The following is an 18,536-nucleotide window of genomic DNA, read 5'->3' as shown; positions in this document are numbered from 1 at the left end:
AACGTCCGGGCCCCCCCCCCCCCCCCCCCTCGGGGGGGGGGGTTGCAAACCCCCCCCCCCCGCCCCTTCGTTGTCGAAAACCTTCAGGCACTGGGCCCGGTCATCAAACCTGGTGTCACCAACCGCGCTCTGCGAGGCGGTGTCCGACCGGCAGGTCGTCGACGTTGATGCCGACCATTGCCTCGCCGAGTCCGCGCGAGACCTTGGCGAGCACGTCCGGGTCGTCGTAGAACGTGGTGGCCTTGACGATGGCCTCGGCGCGCTGCTTCGGGTTGCCGGACTTGAAGATGCCCGATCCGACGAACACGCCTTCGGCGCCGAGCTGCATCATCATCGCAGCGTCTGCCGGGGTGGCGATGCCGCCGGCGGTGAACATGGTGACCGGCAGCTTGCCGGCCTTGGCGACCTCGACGACCAGCTCGTACGGCGCCTGCAGTTCCTTGGCAGCTACGTACAGTTCGTCTTCGCTCAGCGAGGTCAACCGGCGGATCTCGCCGCGGATGGTGCGCATGTGGGTGGTGGCGTTGGAGACGTCTCCGGTGCCGGCTTCACCCTTCGAGCGGATCATGGCCGCACCTTCGTTGATGCGACGCAGCGCTTCGCCGAGGTTGGTGGCGCCACAGACGAAGGGAGCGGTGAACTTCCACTTGTCGATGTGGTTGGCGTAGTCGGCCGGGGTCAGGACCTCGGACTCGTCGATGTAGTCGACGCCGAGGCTCTGCAGGATCTGCGCTTCGACGAAGTGCCCGATGCGTGCCTTCGCCATGACGGGGATGCTGACGGTGGAGATGATGCTGTCGATCATGTCCGGGTCACTCATGCGCGAGACGCCGCCCTGTGCGCGAATGTCCGCGGGGACCCGCTCGAGTGCCATGACGGCGACGGCGCCTGCGTCTTCGGCGATCTTGGCCTGCTCAGCGGTGACAACGTCCATGATCACACCGCCCTTGAGCATTTCAGCCATGCCGCGCTTGACGCGTGCGGTGCCGATGGCGGTGGTGGGGGCAGAGTCGGGGGTGCTCACAGCAAACTCCTGCAGTAGTGGCGTGACAAAATAAACGAGGCACGGCGAACACACGACTTCATTCGCTCGGGCCTCTGGCCAGAACTCTAGGACCAACCGGCCTTCGATTCCGTATCCAATTTGCCATTGCTGGCCTTAAATGGCCGCGACGCCTGATCGGCCGAACGAATCAGCGGATGGAACGCACTTCCGGATCCTCGGTGCCGTCCGCGATCGTCGCCGCTTCCATCAGGAGGTTTGCCAGATCCAACGGGTAGACGGGCTCACCGGACTTGGCCAGTTGGCGGATCTCGTCGGCACTGCACCAGCGATGGCCCGTAATCGCACGCTGCTCCAATTCCGTGTGGCCTTGGAAGACCGGCTCGAAGCCGTGAGTGCGCGTGGCGAAGAACAGCTCTTCCGAACGGATCAGCTCGCCGTCGAACGGGAAAATCGCCACACGACGCCAGAGCGGACCTCGCAGATTCTCCGGAGCCACGACGAATCCGGTCTCCTCCTCGATCTCACGAACGGCAGCCGCCCGCAGATGTTCACCGCGTTCGAGCCCGCCGCCGACGGTGAACCAGAAGTAAGTGTTCGGGATCTGAGGATCGTGACCACGCAGCAGCAGCACCCGATCGTCCTCGTCCAGCATCACCACGCGCGCGGAGGTCCGCGACGTGTCGACGGTGATGCCCTCGGGCACCGCGGCGGCGGTGGTGCGCTCGGAGATCTCGAAATACTGAGGCAGCGGCGCCGTTCCGCCGAGGTGAAGCCAGCGAACAAGTCGACGCGTACGGAGTGCAAGGGTGTCTCGCACCGCGTCGTTGTGGAACCGTCTGGCGATCAGAACCCGCGCTTCGGCGTCGGCCAGCTCGGCCACCAGTTGAGGTCGCAGCGACGTCGTGCCGTAGGCGGCTAGAGCGTTGGACAACCGGTTCTCCGCGAGTTCTCGGTCCTGCCGGTCTGCCCGTTCAGCGGCGTCCGCCAAGGTGACGAATCTGCGGGCGTCGTCGGCACTCATGTCTACCGCCGCCGCCCGAACCACCGCTGCACGGCGGGACAGGGCCGCATCGAGCGCCAACCAGGACTGATCCGAACGCACATGCAGCCGATCGAGTCGATTCGCCGTCCCGTACGCCCACAGTCCGACGACCAGGACGACGGCAGCGACGAGTCCGAGAATGAAGATCGTCAGAGCGGAAAAGGTCATGATCCCACCACACGAACGCCGGTGCCGCCTACCGTGACGGTCTCGTAGACGCGCAGGATCTGCTCGGCAACCACCGGCCAGTCGTATTCGGCGACTACACTTGTCGCGGTGTTGACCAGCGCGCGTCGTCGGTCCGGATCGCCGAGAACGGAATCGATTGCCTCGGCCAGGGCATCGGAGTTCCCGATGGGGACCAGCAAGCCGGCCTGGCCGTCGCGAAGTACGCGACGGAAGGCGTCCAACTCACTCGCGACGACGGCGGTACCGGCCGCCATGGCCTCGACCAGCACGATCCCGAAGCTCTCACCGCCGAGATTGGGCGCGCAGTAGACGTCCGCACTGCGAAGTGCCGACGCTTTCTCCTTGTCGCTGACCTGCCCGAGCAGTCGGAGATGCTTGAAGTACTTGCCCGCCTCTTTGCGGAGTTTTTCCTCGTCGCCGCGCCCGACCACGATCACTTCGAGATCAGGATGACGCTCGACCAACTCCGGCAGTGCACCGAGGAGGACGGCCATCCCCTTGCGCGGTTCGTCGTAGCGCCCGAGGAACAGAATGGTTCCACCCTCGCGCGGGTAGCCGGGCAACATGTCGGCCTCGGCAAACGCTGCGACGTCGACGCCGTTGGGTATTTCGACCGCGTCGGATCCGAGGGACTCGACCTGCCAACGACGCGCCAACTCCGAGACTGCGATCCGGCCACTGATCTTCTCGAGATACGGAGCCAGGACGCCCTGAAAAGTGCTCAGCACCAACGACTTCGTGGTCGACGTGTGGAAGGTGGCCACGATCGGGCCTTCCGCGACACGCAACGCGAGCATGGACAGACTCGGCGCATTGGGTTCGTGAATGTGCAGAACGTCGAAGTCACCTTCCGCGATGAACTTGCGGAGGCGGGCATTCGCCGTCGGGCCGAAGGACAACCGTGCAACAGAACCGTTGTAAGGAATCGCGACGGCTTTACCAGCGGAGACCACAAAATCCGGCAACTCGTCATCGTCGGACGATGGCGCAAGCACGCTCACCTTGTGGCCGCGTTCGATCAGCACCTCGGCCAGATCCACCACGTGCGCCTGCACCCCGCCGGGGACGTCGAAGGAGTACGGGCAGATCATGCCGATTTTCATTCACCCTCCATGCGGGCGAGCCGCGATTCGGAGAGATCCGAGCGCCACAGCGGCTGAAGCATGTGCCAGTCAGCGGGGTGCGCTGCGATGTTGACCGCGAATCGGTCGGCCAGTGCCTGCGTGGCCGGGCCGACGCCGCCGGAAACGTCGATCGGCGGGTCGATCTTGAAACCCCAACCGTCGGGAGTGAACCAGCAGTGGACCGGTAGAAGCGGCGCTCCGGTGTCGATTGCGAGCTTCGCCGGGCCTGCGGGCATGCGTGTGGGTTCTCCGAAGAACGTGACGGGGACACCCTTCTTCGCCAGATCGCGCTCCCCCAGCAGGCACACGATTTTGTTCTCACGCAGATGCTTGGAGAGTTCGACGAACGGAGGATGCTCTCCGCCGCTGAGCGGGAAGATCTCGAAGCCGAGACTCTCGCGATATTCGACGAACCGTTCGTACAGGGATTCGGGTTTGAGCCGCTCGGCCACTGAGGTCAATCCACCCCACTGCTGAACGCACCACACACCGGCCATGTCCCAGTTGCCACTGTGGGGCAGCGCCAGCACTGCGCCATGACCTGCCGCCATTGCTTTTTCCAGATGTTCCTGGCCCTCGACCAGCGCATGCAACGCCTTACCGGTGGCGACCAGGTCCATCGAAGGAAGACGGAACGCCTCACGCCAATACCGGGCGTACGAGCGCATCGAATCCTTGATCAGCTGATCCGGAACTTCCTCCGGTGTCGTCCCCAGAACTCTCGCGAGGTTCTTCCTGAGTTGTTCGGGTCCGCCCTTGCGTACCGCGAAATCCGCTCCGGCGTCGAACAGCTTGACTGCCACCGATTCCGGCAGGCTTCGCACCAACCGCCAACCCGCGGCGTATCCCAGATCGGTTGCACGCTCGGCAAAATTCATTGCTCTGCCTCGCCGTCCGTTTCGGGCTCGCCGTCGGTTTTCGACGCGCCTTCGACCGTTGATGCGGCCGGGGCGATCGGCAGAAGTTCCCGGGCGCCAGGTGAATTGCGCACCGCGAGCACTCGCTGGAAGACAGTGACGATACTTCCGGCGGCAAGTACCCACATCGCGATGTGGATTGCCCACGGTAGACCCATGCCCGTGAGGCCCGATCCGACCAACACGATGATCAGCCGGTCCGGACGCTCTATCCACCCACCGTCGGCAGTCAGCCCGCTCGCCTCGGCGCGTGCCTTCGCGTACGAGATGACCTGCGAGGTGACGAGGCAGATGAGCGTTGCCACGAGAAGCCACTTGCTGTTCTCGTGGTAGACCGCCCACCACGCTAGGCCGGCGAAAATCGCACCGTCGGCCACGCGATCACAGGTGGCGTCCAGGACGGCCCCGTATCGCGTTCCACCACCGCGAGCGCGGGCCATGGCGCCGTCGAGCATGTCGAACATGACGAAGAACCAAATGAAGATGGTTCCCCAGAACAGGTGTCCGGACGGAAACAGAGTCACCGCCCCGGCGACACTCGCCACCGTGCCGATCACCGTCACCGCGTCTGGCGTCAGGCCGGTCTTGACCAGCGCCTTCCCCATAGGTGCCGTCACCTTGGACACCGATTCGCGTCCGAAGAAGCTCAACACCGCAGGAAACCTCCCCGTCGTGAGTTCCGGATTGGAACTCGTCGCAGCAAAGCATCCTGCCATGAAGCCGGACGCATCGATCTATTGTTGCCAGGCACCGGCGAGTAGTCCCCTGGTCTCCCGCAGCAGTTGCGGCATCACCTTCACCCCACCGAGCACGGTGATGAAGTTGGCGTCGCCGCCCCAGCGGGGCACTACGTGTTGGTGAAGGTGCTCGGACAACGAACCGCCCGCAGCGGCACCGAGATTCAGGCCGACATTGAATCCGTGAGGATTCGACACACTCTTGATCACCCGCAACGCACGCTGGGTGAACGCCATCAACTCGGCGCTCTCCTCCGGCGTCAGATCTTCGAGAGCCGCAACCTTGCGATACGGAACCACCATGAGATGCCCGGGGTTGTACGGGTACAGGTTCAGAACCGCGTAGACATGCTCACCACGGGCAACGATGAGCCCTTCTTCGTCCGACATCTTCGGGATGTCGATGAACGGCTCACCCGTCGTACCCGGGGTGTTGGGCGCCTCGGTGATGTACGACATCCGATGCGGCGACCAGATTCGCTGCAAATGGTCAGGGTCGCCGACGCCGTGGTCGATCAGCGAACCTGGCCCCTCGTCGCCGGGGGCGCTCACTGCGCCACGCTTGGCTGCACCAGTTCGGCTGTCGGCGAGGCGTTCTCGCGACGGCTGATCCACTCGGTGATGATCCGGACGGCGTCGTCGACGGGAATTCCGTTGATCTGCGTGCCGTCGCGGAAGCGGAAACTGACCGCGCCGGCTTCCACGTCACGCTCGCCCGCCAGGAGCATGAACGGGACCTTCTGCGTGGTGTGGTTACGGATCTTCTTCTGCATGCGGTCGTCACTGAAGTCGACCTCGGCGCGTACACCGGCAGCCTTGAGCTTCTTCGTGACGTCGAACAGGTGATCGACGAATGCCTCCGCCACCGGGATTCCGACGACCTGCACCGGCGCCAGCCACGCCGGGAAGGCGCCGGCGTAGTGCTCGGTCAGGACACCGAAGAACCGTTCGATCGAGCCGAACAGAGCGCGGTGGATCATGACCGGACGAGTCTTGACGCCGTCGTTGCCGGTGTATTCGAGCTCGAACCGCTCGGGCAGGTTGAAGTCGAGCTGGATGGTCGACATCTGCCAGGTACGGCCGAGTGCGTCCTTGACCTGAACGGAGATCTTGGGACCGTAGAACGCAGCTCCACCCGGGTCCGGCACGAGAGTCAGGCCCGAAGCTTCGCCGACCTCGGCGAGCGTTGCGGTCGCCTCTTCCCAGACGTCGTCGCTACCGACGAACTTGTCCGGATTCTTGGTGGACAGTTCGAGGTAGAAGTCGTCGAGGCCGTAGTCCTTGAGCAGGTTCAGTACGAACTGCAACGTTGTGGTCAGCTCGTCGCGCATCTGCTCACGGGTGCAGTAGATGTGAGCGTCGTCCTGAGTCATGCCGCGCACACGGGTCAAACCGTGGATGACACCGGACTTCTCGTAGCGGTAGACCGAGCCGAACTCGAAGAGCCGCAACGGCAATTCACGGTACGAGCGACCGCGCGCACGGAAGATCAGGTTGTGCATCGGGCAGTTCATCGGCTTGAGGTAGTAGTCCTGGCCCGGCTTACGCACGGTGCCGTCCTCGTTGAGTTCCTCGTCGACGTGCATCGCCGGGAACATGCCGTCGCGGTACCAGTCGAGGTGACCGGAGACCTCGTACAGATGGCCCTTGGTGATGTGCGGGGTGTTGACGAATTCGTAGCCGGCCTCGATGTGGCGGCTGCGGGAGTAATTCTCCATCTCGGTACGGATGATGCCGCCCTTGGGATGGAAGACCGGCAGACCGGAGCCAAGCTCGTCGGGGAAGCTGAAGAGGTCCAGTTCGGTACCGAGCTTGCGGTGATCACGACGCTCGGCCTCGGCGAGCAACTCGAGGTACTCGTCCTGAGCCTCGGTGGACTCCCACGCGGTGCCGTAGACACGCTGAAGATCGGCGTTGTCCTGATTTCCGCGCCAGTACGCGGCGGAGCTACGCGTCAGCTTGAACGCCGGGATGTGCTTGGTGGTCGGAATATGCGGACCGCGGCACAGATCGGACCAGATCTTGTCGCCGGTACGGGGATCGAGATTGTCGTAGATGGTCAGCTCGTTGCCACCCACCTCCATGATCTCGGGATCGTCGATCCCGGACTTGTCGTCGATGAGTTCGAGCTTGAAAGGCTCGTCGGCCAACTCGACCCGGGCGTCCTCGATCGAATCGACCACTCGACGCGAGAAGCGCTGCGCTCCCTTGATGATCTGCTTCATACGCTTTTCGAGCTTGGCCAGATCCTCCGGAGTGAACGGACGATCCACCGCGAAGTCGTAGTAGAAGCCGTCTTTGATCGGCGGCCCGATGCCCAGCTTCGCATCGGGGAATTCCTTCTGGACCGCCTGCGCGAGGACGTGGGCCGCTGAGTGTCGGATGACGCTGCGACCGTCTTCGGTGGACGCTGCCACCGGTTCGACGTCGACATCGACCTCAGGAGTCCACGACAGATCCTTGAGCGTTCCCTCGCCGTCCCGCACGACGACGATCACGTCAGGCCCTTTCGTGGGGTATCCGGCTTCACGCACTGCAGTCCCGGCGGTCGTCCCCGCGGGCACCCGAAGTGGGGCGGCTGAGTGCTCTGGCGCGGGACTGGTCACGGCGATGGGCTCCTAAGGTATTGCGGCAAGTAAGACGGGCGCCGTACCCACTGCGAGCACGCGCACGATCATGTTATCGGCCCTACCGACATGTCGAGACAACCGAGTGAAGGAAACCGACCTCGTTCAGCTCACAGTGGCGACTCGAGCCACGAGTAGTCCAGCCCCACCCATGTCCCGATCAGGCCGAAGGTGCCGAGCACCCACAAAGTTGCCAGGACGAACACTGTGGTGAACAGAACGCCCAAACCTTTGACGAACAGCGACTGCTTGCCGAACCATTCCATGAAACTGTCGTATCGAGCCTTCGCAAAATGAAGGAGTCGATGAGCCCAGGCGAACTCCGACGCCAGGATTCCCAGGCCGGCAAACACGATGAGCCATCCGGGACCGGGGTACGGAATAGCTACGACGCCTGCAGCGAGCACGATCACGCCCACGACTCCGACGCCGATGCGGTACGCAAGATTGAGGGTGGGCCGCGCGGCGATTCCAGCGCGCCACCGCTCCCAGCGGGACTCAGCGTCTTGGAAGACGGACAGGTCTGAATCGTCGACGGGAGAATCGACCTTTTCGGTACTCAAGTCGGTCACCTTTTCCGTCGCGAAATGTCTCTTCGACCAGGCTACCGAAATCATCGCCCGGCGACCTGCGACGACGGCTTGCCTGCCGAAACAACTTTGCTCTCAAACGACTGAAGGCGTTCCCGGTGATCGGGAACGCCTTCAGTATTTTCTCCAGTGCTTGCTGTGGTCCCGGCTGGGATCGAACCAGCGACCTTCCGCGTGTGAAGCGGACGCTCTCCCACTGAGCCACGGGACCGTAAGTCGTGCGAACGCATGCGCTCGAACGAGTTGGAACATTAACACGGCTGCGCGATGAATACGAATCACCAGGTTGGCATTCATTTTGCTCCAGGCGGCCCCGAAATCTACGAATTCGAGCTGATTTCAGACCGCATTCATCGCCAAGACGGACAGTTGCAACGCGCGCGACGGGCCGATTCGACTCCGAACACGCCACTGAGCTGGTGATTTGTGTGTATCCGACACGGTCGGCTAATGTTTCCAACGCACCGAGGAGAGCGAGCAGCTCCCAAGCAACACGGTGCGATGCGGACGTGGCGCAGCTGGTAGCGCACAACCTTGCCAAGGTTGGGGTCGCGGGTTCGAATCCCGTCGTCCGCTCGAGAGGTGTGACTCAACCTTTTACGGTGGAGTGGCCGAGTGGTGAGGCAACGGCCTGCAAAGCCGTGCACACGGGTTCGATTCCCGTCTCCACCTCGCGCGATTAGCTCAGCGGGAGAGCGCTTCCCTGACACGGAAGAGGTCACTGGTTCAATCCCAGTATCGCGCACCACGTCAGGCCTTCGGGCCTGATGGTCAAGACCTGCTTGCAGGTCTGATAAGTTAGAAAAGTACTGAGATCCGGTAACGGAGTTCATTGCTCATGCGGACGTGGCGCAGCTGGTAGCGCACAACCTTGCCAAGGTTGGGGTCGCGGGTTCGAATCCCGTCGTCCGCTCCATTTTTCTCCAGAACCCGCGCGATTAGCTCAGCGGGAGAGCGCTTCCCTGACACGGAAGAGGTCACTGGTTCAATCCCAGTATCGCGCACCATTTGAGAATGCAAGAAGCCGGAACCTCAGGGTTCCGGCTTCTTGCGTTTGAGCACCGAACACACTAACCGCAGTACTGACGCAAGCCCCTCGGGAACTCCGCGTCAGTACTGCGGTTGATGTAGCTGCTCAGTGAGAGAAGCGGTTCGCTGCCGAGGTCATCGCACGCAGCGAGGACTCCGTGGACGACTCCGCAATACCCATCGCCCAGCTCCGTCGTCCGTCGCACTCGGTGAAGATGAACGTCGCAGTGCGGTGGCCGATCTGGTGCTGATGGAAAGACAGGATCTCGAGCGAGATTCCCGCGTCGTGCAGCATCGAGGTCATAGCCGAGATCGCGCCGGTCGAGATGGCGGACGCTTTCTGAATGCGCTCCCCCAGACCGAGAGTCGCTTCGAAGGTCCACCGACCCGGCGCAATCTTTTCGGATGACCACGCGCCCAGACGGATGGGGCCGCTCATGGCCGCGTACGTGGACTCGAACTCGGTCCAGGACATCGCTGAGCATTCGGCACGCAGGCCGGCAGGCAGAGATTTTCCGTGGCGCGCCGCGAAAGGGTCAGCAGCCGTAGAAGAGGAATCAGAAGCGAAGGCGAAGTTGTAAGTCATGATCGTGGTCTTCCTGGAATGAAGTGGAGGACCAACTGGTAGCAAGACGACCCGCAGCGAGGGGTCGGTCCGATTCAGACCCCGCTACGGCGGCTTACTACGAGAATTCGCTTCATGAGAGAAGAGGCTAGGCGGCCTTGTTCGATAAAGCAACCCAGACCGCCTAGCAAAGCAACCCAGACCGCCTCCGCTCATGTCAGACCTGAGACGCCTTGTGGTCGGCGATCAACGCCTGATACCACTCGAATGAGGTCTTCGGTGTGCGCTTCTGAGTGTCGAAATCGACGTGCACCAGGCCGAATCGCTCCTTGTATCCCGCGGCCCATTCGAAGTTGTCGAGTAGTGACCACACAAAATATCCGCGAACGTCGACGCCGTCGTCGATGGCCGATCGGAGGGCGCGAAGGTGCGCATCGTGGTAATCGATTCGTGCTTCGTCCTCGACGACCCCCGCGGCATCCGGTGAGTCGTGGAATGAACATCCACTCTCCGTGATGTAGATCGGCGGCAGTGCATCACCGAAACGCGCGTGGAACGTCCGCAGGATCTCACCTAGCCCTTCAGGAACGATCGGCCACCCGAAATCGGTTGTGGGATAACCAGTTATCGCGACAGGAGCAAAGGGCAGGCCCGGCGGTAGGTCGACCTCGAGCACGCCCTCGGTCCCCTGGCCTTCCACTGGGGCAGCAATCATCGTCGGCTCGTAGTAGTTGATCCCGTACCAATCGAGCGGCGTCCCGATGATCTTCAAGTCCTGGTCGACCGGACCGCTGAGCAGCTGTGCAAATTCGTCTGCGGGGTACTTTCCGACCAGTACCGGGTCCGCGAACATCCAATTGACGACGTGGTCGTAGATGTCGGCAGCCATCAGGTCTTCCGGGGCATCCGAAGCGGCCCGTACCGGAGCGTGATTGGAGGCTATTCCGATGTTCGTGCACCCGCTTGCCCGAAGCGCTTGGACAGCGAGGCCGTGTCCGAGCAACTGGTGATGCGCGGCCTGGAATGCTTCGAACCCCAAGGTCAGTCCGGGGGCGTGAACTCCCAAGGCATGCCCGTAGAGCGTGTGCACCACTGGTTCGTTGAGCGGCATCCACATTCCGACGCGATCCGACAGTCGCTCACCGACGACCTGCGCGTACTCCCCCAGTCGATAGGAGGTGTCGCGGTTCATCCAGCCGCCCCGCTCCTGCAAGGCGAGGGGCAGATCCCAGTGAAAGAGCGTGACAGCGGGGGTAATTCCCACCGAACACAGTCGATCGATCAATCGGTCGTAGAAGTCAAGCCCTTTCGTATTCACGGCCCCCGATCCGGTGGGGAGAATTCGCGACCAGGACAGCGAGAGCCGATATGCGTCGAGCCCGAGCTGTTTCATCAGTTCGATGTCCGATTCCCAGCGGTGATAATGATCGGCAGCGACCGTCCCGGTGTCGCCCCCGACGACAACACCGGGACGGTCGCAGAACTCGTCCCAGATCGACGGTCCGCGACCGTCTTCGGCCACAGCTCCTTCGATTTGATAGGCCGCAGTGGCGGTTCCCCAGACGAAGGAAGACGGAAATTCTGGTGTCTGCTGCCGAGTCATGTCGGTCAGTTAATCAAAGAACCGTGCAAAACAGGCAGCTTTGTTGGACACTCGACCAGTATCAAGATCCAGTACCGTTCGGCCTAACCGAACGAACGAGACAAAGGCCCTGCTTGATGACGGATAACACCCGCACCCTGACGAGGGCCCGGATCGCCACTTCGGTGGCCTTCGGACTTCAAGGATTTCTGCTCGCCGCCATTCTGACGCAGCTTCCGCAATACAAGGACTTGTTCGAGCTGAGCGAGACGCTGATTGTGGTTGCGGTTGTCACCGTGTCCGTCATCGCCGGCCTCGGCAGCGTGCTCGCCGAGATGCTGGCCGTGCGGACGTCGAGCAAGATGACTCTGCGAACCGGACTCGCCGTCATCGCAGTCTTCGGCGGGGCAACGGGAATTGCACCCAACGCAGCGATGTTCTTTGTTTTCCTTGCGATCTACGGCATCGGACTCGGCATGGTCGACGCGGCTGCCAACATGCAGGCGGTCTCGATCCAACACGCCAAGGGCCGCTTCATTCTCTCCTCGTTCCATGCTTCCTGGAGCGTCGGAGCGATTGTCGGCGCTCTCTTCATCTCGGCAACCGCAGGTCTCGACATTTCGATCCGCGTGACGCAGGTGATCGCGGGAGTTGTTGTCGGACTGATACTTCTGGCCTTCGGTCCGCAACTGCTCGATCGGTCCGAGTCTCCGGTTGCCGATGCAAACATCACGAGCACCGCGAAGTTCACCGTCCCTACCCGCGCCTTTGTCCTCCTCGGCGTCGCGATGGCTTTGTTCTACGCGGTCGACTTCAGCGTCGGAAACTGGTCGACTCTGTACGTCAAGGACGAACTGCTCGCCGACGCCGGGACGGCTGCCCTGTCCGTGGCGGCATACCAAATCGCCGCACTGATCGCACGACTGACCGGCGACTACTGGGTCGGGAAGTTCGGTGAGACCACCGTCGTGCGGATCGGCTCTCTCATCGGCGTAGTCGGTATGACTGTCGTTGTCCTCGCGCAATCTCCCGGCGTTGCCATTGCCGGTTTCCTCATCGTCGGGCTCGGGGTACCGGTGATCGCTCCGATCTGCTTCAGCGCCGCCGGCCGGATGGCGCCCCCGGATCAGGTCGACGCGGTGATCGCACGCATCAACCTCTTCAACTACGTCGGCACGGTGGTCGGTGGTGGCATCGTCGGGGCAGTCGCTGCCTTCAGTGACCTCCGGATCGGGTTCCTGATTCCGCTGGCATTCTGCGCGATCTTGATAGTTCTTGCTCCCGCGTTCGCACCGAAACGAGCCACGACTCCGGTCACCGAGAACGCCGCTTGAGCATTGCGCTCGAGGAAAGTGGTGTACTTGATCGACCGAATTGTGTGCGCGAGAGGTAGAAACTGACGTGACGATCACCGTTGACCGGGCCGGGATCTGGGATTCCGAAGCAATCGCCGACGTGGCAGCGGTGACATTCCCGTTGGCGTGTCCACCGGACGCGTCGGACGACGACATCAGTGCCTTCATCGACAACGTTCTCTCCGTCGACAAGTTCTCCGAGTACCTGACCGATCCGACACGAACCGTTCTCAAGGTCATTCGTGACGGTTCGATCGTGGGCTACGCGATGCTTGTCGACGACGAGCCCGCCGACCCGGACGTCAAAGCTGCTGTGACACTTCGCCCGACGACCGAACTGAGCAAGTTGTACGTTCTTCCGGGTAACCACGGGACCGGCGCGGCAGGATCCTTGATGGACGCCGTCGTCGACCACGCACGACGCAGCGGAAGTGCCGGGATCTGGCTTGGCGTCAATCAGGAGAATCTGCGTGCCCAGAAGTTCTACGCCAAGCACGGTTTCACCCAGGTCGGCACAAAGACTTTCCTCGTGGGCGCACAACTCCACCACGATTTCGTGATGGAGCGCCCCGTCAGCTGACGGGCGTGCCGACTAGCCGGCCGCGACCTCGAAACGAGAAAGTGCGAGCAGACGAGAGGTCGCGCGCAGGTACTTCTTCTTGTACCCACCGGCGAGCATCTCGGGAGTGAAGATCTCGTCGAGGCGTGCGCCGGAGACGGTGACCGGGATGCTCGCGTCGTACAAGCGGTCGGCGAGAACCACGATGCGCAGTGCAACCGACTGATCCGTTGCGGGGTGGACACCGTCGATGAAGACAGCCTTCACACCCTCGACCAGCTTGTTGTACCGCGACGGGTGCAGTGTGCTGAGGTGCTTGCACAGCTCGTCGAAGTTGTCGAGCGTGGCGCCGTCGATGGCGGCGGCCCGAGAAACCAACTCCTCCGACGTGACGGGCTCCGGCGCGGGCGGGAGGTCACGGTGACGGTAGTCGGGGCCGTCGACGCGAATCGTCTCGAAGATCGAGCCGAGCTTCTTGATCTCGCGCAGGAAGTCCTGAGCGGCGAAGCGACCCTCACCGAGCTGGCCGGGAAGCGTGTTCGACGTCGCGACGATGGACACGCCGCGCGCGGAAAGCTCCGAGAGGAGGCGGGAGACGAGCATGGTGTCGCCCGGATCGTCGAGCTCGAATTCGTCGATGCAGAGAACGCTGTGGTCAGCGAGCGCTTCGACGGCCTTGTTGAAGCCGAGAGCGCCGACGACGTGTGTCAGCTCGACGAAGGTTCCGAACGCCTTCGGCGACGGAACGCTGTGGAAGATCGACGCCAGCAAGTGCGTCTTACCGACACCGAATCCACCGTCGAGGTACAGGCCGGCGCCGGTCGCCTGGGTCTTCTTGCCGAACAGTCCACGGCGTCCACCACTACGGATCTTGGTTACGCGCTTGGAGAATTCCTCGGCCTTCGCGACAGCAGCTGCCTGACTCGGTTCCTTAGGATCAGGAATGTAGGACGCAAAACTCACCTCGTCGAACATTGCGGGAGGCACCATCTGAGCTACCAGTTGATCGGCGGGTACCACCGGGCTGCGATCGACAAGACGTTCATGCATCCGTCAAGGGTATCTACGTGATGTGATCTCTCATGTGCACCGTATGGATATTGCGACCTACTTCACACCAGGCCACGAAGACGAGCTCCGCGGCTTGTACGCCTATCCGGAGAATCTCTCGCAACCCTGGATGCGCGTGAACTTCGTTTCCAGCATCGACGGGTGCGTCTCGGTCGACGGAGTGAGCGGCGGACTGGGCACACCTGCGGACAGGTCGGTATTCGGGATCTTGCGCGAACTCTGTGACGTCGTCGTGGTCGGCGCAGGCACAGCGCGAGCCGAGAACTACGGGGGTGTGCAGATCTCGGACGCCGCCCGGGCGCGACGAAAGGCGGGCGGCCTCGCGCCGGTGCCACCGATACTGGTCGTCTCGGCGCACGCGTCGATCGACCCCGAAAGCCGACTCCTGCGGGATACCGAAGTTCCACCGATCCTTGTTGTCGGTCGTGACGCGGATTCCGCGACGATTTCTGCGCTGAGATCTGCCGGAGCGCAGGTGGAGGTGACGGACTCCCCGAACGTCGGCAGCGGCGACATCGATCGTGCCTTGTCGGTTCGCAAGCTCCGTCGTGTGCTGTGCGAGGGCGGACCGTCACTTTTCGGGCAGTTGATCGAGGACAATGCCGTCGACGAGCTCTGCATCACCACTTCGCCTCAACTGGTGGGCAGCAAAGTCGGCCGAATCTCACTCTCCCCCAACGCAATGCCCACAGCCATGCGTCCCGCGCACATTCTCGGCGATTCGGACGGCACGATCCTCACTCGATGGGTTCGTCAGCAGCCACGTCGGTGAACCTGGCACTCTGGTCGGCATGCGCAGAGTTGCTTTGATGGCCGTCGTCCTCGCGACGTGTTGTGCGTGCGGCGCCGGACCGTCGCTACGGCCCGCCGTCGCGGTCGAAGGCCGCACCGACGGCAGCCCGGCCCAGAGCGAGGGACCCTCGCCCGATGCGCCGCCGGTTGTCCCTGCCGTCCCGACCGACGACCTACCGTGGCGAGACTGCACCGGCACGTCACTCGCCGACCAGGCTCTCGCAGCGTCGAGCGCCGGCGTCATCCTCGAATGCGCCGAATTCAGTGCCCCCATCGATGTGACCGGCGCCATCGACGGCAACTTCACGGCCGGCTTGACCCGTGCTCGGACGTCGTCGACGCCTGCCGACGCATATCCGATCGTGTTCACATCCGGCACCGACCGTTCTTCGGGAAACTCGCTCGCCATGCTCGCCGCATCCGGCTTGACGACGGTTCTCGCCGAACATCCCGTGGTAGCCCTCGATCGCCGCGGAGTCGACAGGTCCACCGCAATCGACTGCATGACGCCGGAGATTCGGCGCGGACTTCACGATCTCGGCCAATTCGACTCGGACACCACCGGTGACGCCGCCGATGCGGTCGCAGCCCTCGGTCACGACGCCACCATTGCCTGCACGGACTACCTCGATCCTCAAGAACTGAAGTTCGGCGCCGACTCCGCAGCCGAGGACATCGACGCCTTGCGCACTCGGTGGGGCGTCGAGACCATCGCTCTGTGGTCTGCAGGGTCCGGCTCGGACATCGCGCTGAGCTATGCGGCAGCCCACCCGAACAACCTCGCGAGGTTGATCCTCGATTCTCCCGCTCCTGTGGCCACTGACGCTGCCACCGAGGCCGAGAGCCGTGTGCAGGGCGAGGAAGCGGCATTGACGGCGTTCGCTCAGCGATGTGTGGCGCTGGGGTGCTCGCTCGGACCTGATCCGAAAAAAGCCGTCACCGACTTGATGGAACGCGCTCGGTCCGATGAATTCCAACCACTGTCTGCCGCTGCAGTGTCGAATGCGATTTCGGCGAGCCTGTGGACAGCCGGAACCAATCGTGAGCAAGAGACCCGCTCACTCGCCGACGCTCTGACCGGGCTCGGTACCGGAAATGCTTCGCCGATTCGAGAGCGCGCCGCCCGGGCGGAGAACGAGGTGGACGGCGACGGCCAGTTCATCGGACGATGCACCGACGGTATGCAGTGGCCAGGGATCGGGCGTGTTCGCGAACTGGCGGACACGTGGGGCACCAACTATCCGGTATTCGGTCGAGAAGCCGCGCTCGGTTTGCTCGCATGCGCCAGCTGGCCGTCGACCGCCAACTCTCCCCTGCCCAACCAGTTGAAGCCCGCCGTTCTCGTACTGAGCGGTCAGGGTGACCCGGCCGTCGGGAACTCCGGACTCTCGACCGTCACCGGCGTCGTGACCAATGCAGGGTCGCGCTTCTCAACCCTGGACTGGCAGGGTGCGGGTCACCCCGCGGCCCAATCCACGTGCGCTCAACAGACGATGCGCCTCTACCTCAATGACGCCTCCCTGCCCAGCAACGGAAGCGTGTGCCCGGCCTGACTTGGGCGCTTGTCCACCACGACCGAAAAGGGGTGCATCCCCCGATCACACCCTGCTCCGGTGTACCGTGCCGAAGTGTTCCTTCGACAGCTCGAGCCGCGTACCGGGCGGACAACCCAACAAGTCGTCAACTTCGTTTTGTGGCCGATCGCCGTGATGACAGTGCTCAATCGTGTCATCGTCACAGCAGTCAACGGCGCCATCACCGATGACTTCCGACCGGTCTACAACGCCGCGCTGGCGTTCTGGAACGGGCGCGACGTCTACACCGCAGATTTCAACTCGGTAGACCCCCATTACCTGTATCCACCATCGGGTTCGTTGTTGATGGCGCCCCTCGCGATCCTCGATCCCGAGCGCTCGCGGTGGCTGTTCATCGGTGTCAATGCCGTCGCCATTCTCGTGGCTCTCTACCTGCTGTTGCGCCTGTTCGACCTGACGATCAGTTCCATTGCCGCGCCGATTCTGGTGCTCGGCGCTTTCATGTCGGAGACGGTCACCAACACACTGGTGTTCACCAACATCAACGGGCTCGTGCTGCTCGGCGAAATTGCCTTCCTCCTGATGCTGATGCGCAAGAAGGATCTGTGGGCCGGCGCCGCGATCGGACTCACCATCGCAGTGAAACCCACTCTCGCGCCGCTGCTCCTACTGCCACTCGTTCGCGGCCAGTGGAAGGTGTTCGTCACCGCCCTGGGCATCCCGTTCATTCTCACCGTCGTGGCGTGGCCACTGGCGTCGGATCCGATGGACTTCGTCCGCCGCACCGTGCCGTACCTGCTCGAATCGCGTGACTACTTCAACAGTTCGATTGTCGGAAACGGCGCTTATTTCGGTCTGCCCGAATGGTTGATCCTGCTGTTGCGCGTCGTGTTGGCCGCCATGGTCGTCGTCTCTCTGTGGCTTCTGTACCGCTACTACCGCAACGACGAACTCTTCTTCCTCACCACCGCGACCGGTGTGATCATGACCGCATCGTTCCTGCTGCCCTCGCTCGGCCAGATGTACTACTCGATGATGCTGCTCCCGCTCCTGATGTCCGTGGTGCTCAAGAACTCGGTCATGCGGAACTGGCCGGCCTGGCTCGCCGTCTACGGCTTCATGACATTCGACAGCTGGTGGTCCAACCGCTGGCCGACCTTCGGCCGGGCAGCCGAATACACCAAGAGCACCCTCGGCTGGAGCCTTCTGCTGATCGTGATCTTCTGTGTCCTCGGATACCGGTATCTGGTCGCCCGTCGAGAAGGCCGCTTGGATCGCGGAATCGATCCCGCCTACCTCCTCGATCCCCCGCTCGCAGCCGTCTCACCTGCCGGCGAGGCCGAAACGGCGACAAAGCATTAGCGTGGAGGCATGAGTTCTTCACACGATGGCATCGACAGCACACCTGAGGTCACGTACACCGAGAGCGAGTGGCGCGAAAAGCTGAGTCCGGAGGAGTTCGCGGTTCTGCGCCAAGCCGGCACCGAACGCCCCTTCGTCGGTGAGTACACCGACACCACCACGGAGGGTGTTTACTCCTGCCGGGCGTGCGGAGCCGAACTGTTCCGCAGCACCGAGAAGTTCGAATCGCACTGCGGGTGGCCGTCCTTCTTCGATCCGGCGGATTCGGATGCCGTGATCCTGAAGGAAGACAGCTCACTCGGGATGCGCCGCGTCGAGGTCATCTGCAAGAAGTGCCACAGCCACCTCGGCCACGTCTTCGAGGGCGAGGGATACCCGACGCCCACCGATCAGCGGTACTGCATCAACTCGATTTCACTGGTTCTCAAGCCTGCTCAGTAAGCGGGCCGTGGGC

The 18,536-nt window shown here is 62.8% G+C and carries 17 protein-coding genes and 6 tRNA genes; 11 read left to right on the top strand and 12 right to left on the bottom strand.

Annotation, left to right across the window (positions count from 1 at the left end):
- Positions 1-115 precede the first annotated feature (115 nt).
- From pdxS to QM716_RS13140, 9 genes are all read right to left on the bottom strand, one after another.
- A complete protein-coding gene (gene pdxS, locus QM716_RS13180) occupies positions 116-1,024 on the bottom strand; it encodes a pyridoxal 5'-phosphate synthase lyase subunit PdxS (RefSeq protein ID WP_003943338.1) in 909 nt (302 codons plus the stop codon).
- Positions 1,025-1,193: 169 nt separating this feature from the next.
- The gene (locus QM716_RS13175; protein ID WP_283304548.1) at positions 1,194-2,216 is read right to left on the bottom strand and encodes an NUDIX hydrolase; all 1,023 of its coding nucleotides are present in this window, start codon (positions 2,214-2,216) and stop codon (positions 1,194-1,196) included.
- Positions 2,213-3,340, bottom strand: a complete 1,128-nt coding sequence (locus QM716_RS13170) for a glycosyltransferase family 4 protein (RefSeq protein WP_283304547.1) — start codon at positions 3,338-3,340, stop codon at positions 2,213-2,215. Before QM716_RS13170 ends, QM716_RS13175 begins: the two co-directional genes overlap by 4 nt.
- On the bottom strand, positions 3,337-4,239 hold the full coding sequence (locus QM716_RS13165; RefSeq protein ID WP_283304546.1) for a phosphatidylinositol mannoside acyltransferase: 903 nt from the start codon (positions 4,237-4,239) through the stop codon (positions 3,337-3,339). The genes QM716_RS13170 and QM716_RS13165 overlap by 4 nt, the downstream gene beginning before the upstream one ends.
- Positions 4,236-4,931: a phosphatidylinositol phosphate synthase gene (pgsA, locus tag QM716_RS13160; protein ID WP_283304545.1), complete on the bottom strand. Its 696-nt coding sequence runs from the start codon at positions 4,929-4,931 to the stop codon at positions 4,236-4,238. The genes QM716_RS13165 and pgsA overlap by 4 nt, the downstream gene beginning before the upstream one ends.
- An 81-nt stretch (positions 4,932-5,012) precedes the next feature.
- Positions 5,013-5,567: an ATP adenylyltransferase gene (locus QM716_RS13155; protein WP_264614478.1), complete on the bottom strand. Its 555-nt coding sequence runs from the start codon at positions 5,565-5,567 to the stop codon at positions 5,013-5,015.
- Positions 5,564-7,621 (bottom strand): threonine--tRNA ligase, encoded by a 2,058-nt coding sequence (thrS, locus tag QM716_RS13150; RefSeq protein ID WP_283304544.1) that lies wholly within the window; start codon positions 7,619-7,621, stop codon positions 5,564-5,566. The genes QM716_RS13155 and thrS overlap by 4 nt, the downstream gene beginning before the upstream one ends.
- Positions 7,622-7,752: 131 nt before the next feature.
- A complete protein-coding gene (locus QM716_RS13145; RefSeq protein WP_502942028.1) occupies positions 7,753-8,205 on the bottom strand; it encodes a TIGR02611 family protein in 453 nt (150 codons plus the stop codon).
- A gap of 166 nt (positions 8,206-8,371) precedes the next feature.
- Positions 8,372-8,443, bottom strand: a tRNA-Val gene (locus tag QM716_RS13140).
- Between the two features lie 292 nt (positions 8,444-8,735).
- On the opposite strand from QM716_RS13140, the gene QM716_RS13135 reads away from it, so the two are divergent.
- The 5 genes from QM716_RS13135 to QM716_RS13115 all read left to right on the top strand — a co-directional run bounded on the left by QM716_RS13135 (position 8,736) and on the right by QM716_RS13115 (position 9,239).
- Positions 8,736-8,808: transfer RNA gene (locus QM716_RS13135), tRNA-Gly, on the top strand.
- 25 nt (positions 8,809-8,833) lie between these two features.
- Positions 8,834-8,904: transfer RNA gene (locus QM716_RS13130), tRNA-Cys, on the top strand.
- Between the two features lies 1 nt (position 8,905).
- Positions 8,906-8,980 (top strand) — tRNA-Val (locus QM716_RS13125).
- A 92-nt stretch (positions 8,981-9,072) separates the two neighbouring features.
- Positions 9,073-9,148 (top strand) — tRNA-Gly (locus tag QM716_RS13120).
- Between the two features lie 16 nt (positions 9,149-9,164).
- A tRNA-Val gene (locus tag QM716_RS13115) sits at positions 9,165-9,239 on the top strand.
- Between the two features lie 128 nt (positions 9,240-9,367).
- On the opposite strand, the gene QM716_RS13110 is transcribed toward QM716_RS13115, so the two are convergent.
- Both QM716_RS13110 and QM716_RS13105 read right to left on the bottom strand, forming a co-directional pair.
- The gene (locus QM716_RS13110) at positions 9,368-9,847 is read right to left on the bottom strand and encodes an alpha-isopropylmalate synthase regulatory domain-containing protein (protein ID WP_283304543.1); all 480 of its coding nucleotides are present in this window, start codon (positions 9,845-9,847) and stop codon (positions 9,368-9,370) included.
- Between the two features lie 196 nt (positions 9,848-10,043).
- On the bottom strand, positions 10,044-11,429 hold the full coding sequence (locus QM716_RS13105) for a GH1 family beta-glucosidase (protein WP_283304542.1): 1,386 nt from the start codon (positions 11,427-11,429) through the stop codon (positions 10,044-10,046).
- Between the two features lie 116 nt (positions 11,430-11,545).
- On the opposite strand from QM716_RS13105, the gene QM716_RS13100 reads away from it, so the two are divergent.
- A complete protein-coding gene (locus tag QM716_RS13100) occupies positions 11,546-12,742 on the top strand; it encodes an MFS transporter (protein ID WP_283304541.1) in 1,197 nt (398 codons plus the stop codon).
- Positions 12,743-12,809: 67 nt separating this feature from the next.
- The gene (locus QM716_RS13095; protein ID WP_283304540.1) at positions 12,810-13,343 is read left to right on the top strand and encodes a GNAT family N-acetyltransferase; all 534 of its coding nucleotides are present in this window, start codon (positions 12,810-12,812) and stop codon (positions 13,341-13,343) included.
- A 12-nt stretch (positions 13,344-13,355) separates the two neighbouring features.
- Here QM716_RS13095 and zapE read toward each other — a convergent pair whose 3' ends face one another.
- A complete protein-coding gene (gene zapE, locus QM716_RS13090; RefSeq protein WP_283304539.1) occupies positions 13,356-14,372 on the bottom strand; it encodes a cell division protein ZapE in 1,017 nt (338 codons plus the stop codon).
- 43 nt (positions 14,373-14,415) lie between these two features.
- On the opposite strand from zapE, the gene QM716_RS13085 reads away from it, so the two are divergent.
- Genes QM716_RS13085 through msrB form a run of 4 tightly spaced genes read left to right on the top strand, consistent with a single transcriptional unit; the run spans position 14,416 to position 18,523 of the window.
- Entirely contained in the window at positions 14,416-15,165 is a 750-nt protein-coding gene (locus tag QM716_RS13085) for a pyrimidine reductase family protein (protein ID WP_283304538.1), read from the top strand.
- Positions 15,166-15,184: 19 nt separating this feature from the next.
- Positions 15,185-16,738: an alpha/beta fold hydrolase gene (locus tag QM716_RS13080; protein ID WP_283304537.1), complete on the top strand. Its 1,554-nt coding sequence runs from the start codon at positions 15,185-15,187 to the stop codon at positions 16,736-16,738.
- A 60-nt stretch (positions 16,739-16,798) separates the two neighbouring features.
- On the top strand, positions 16,799-18,082 hold the full coding sequence (locus tag QM716_RS13075; protein WP_283304536.1) for a glycosyltransferase family 87 protein: 1,284 nt from the start codon (positions 16,799-16,801) through the stop codon (positions 18,080-18,082).
- 9 nt (positions 18,083-18,091) lie between these two features.
- Positions 18,092-18,523, top strand: coding sequence for a peptide-methionine (R)-S-oxide reductase MsrB (gene msrB / locus QM716_RS13070; protein WP_283304535.1), 432 nt, complete (start codon positions 18,092-18,094; stop codon positions 18,521-18,523).
- Positions 18,524-18,536: the final 13 nt, after the last annotated feature.

This window comes from Rhodococcus sp. IEGM 1409, assembly GCF_030056735.1.
Taxonomy (GTDB): domain Bacteria; phylum Actinomycetota; class Actinomycetes; order Mycobacteriales; family Mycobacteriaceae; genus Rhodococcus_F.
The sequence above is the reverse complement of the archived record's forward strand: the minus strand, read 5'-3'. Positions and strand labels throughout refer to the sequence as shown.

What these genes read in the sequence shown, in the direction of transcription:
- QM716_RS13175 (WP_283304548.1), bottom strand. Translation starts at nt 2,216, where the DNA reads ATGACCTTTTCCGCTCTGACGATCTTCATTCTCGGACTCGTCGCTGCC.
- QM716_RS13170 (WP_283304547.1), bottom strand. Translation starts at nt 3,340, where the DNA reads ATGAAAATCGGCATGATCTGCCCGTACTCCTTCGACGTCCCCGGCGGG.
- QM716_RS13165 (WP_283304546.1), bottom strand. Translation starts at nt 4,239, where the DNA reads ATGAATTTTGCCGAGCGTGCAACCGATCTGGGATACGCCGCGGGTTGG.
- QM716_RS13110 (WP_283304543.1), bottom strand. Translation starts at nt 9,847, where the DNA reads ATGACTTACAACTTCGCCTTCGCTTCTGATTCCTCTTCTACGGCTGCT.
- QM716_RS13105 (WP_283304542.1), bottom strand. Translation starts at nt 11,429, where the DNA reads ATGACTCGGCAGCAGACACCAGAATTTCCGTCTTCCTTCGTCTGGGGA.
- QM716_RS13100 (WP_283304541.1), top strand. Translation starts at nt 11,546, where the DNA reads ATGACGGATAACACCCGCACCCTGACGAGGGCCCGGATCGCCACTTCG.
- zapE (WP_283304539.1), bottom strand. Translation starts at nt 14,372, where the DNA reads ATGCATGAACGTCTTGTCGATCGCAGCCCGGTGGTACCCGCCGATCAA.
- QM716_RS13085 (WP_283304538.1), top strand. Translation starts at nt 14,416, where the DNA reads ATGGATATTGCGACCTACTTCACACCAGGCCACGAAGACGAGCTCCGC.
- QM716_RS13080 (WP_283304537.1), top strand. Translation starts at nt 15,185, where the DNA reads ATGCGCAGAGTTGCTTTGATGGCCGTCGTCCTCGCGACGTGTTGTGCG.
- msrB (WP_283304535.1), top strand. Translation starts at nt 18,092, where the DNA reads ATGAGTTCTTCACACGATGGCATCGACAGCACACCTGAGGTCACGTAC.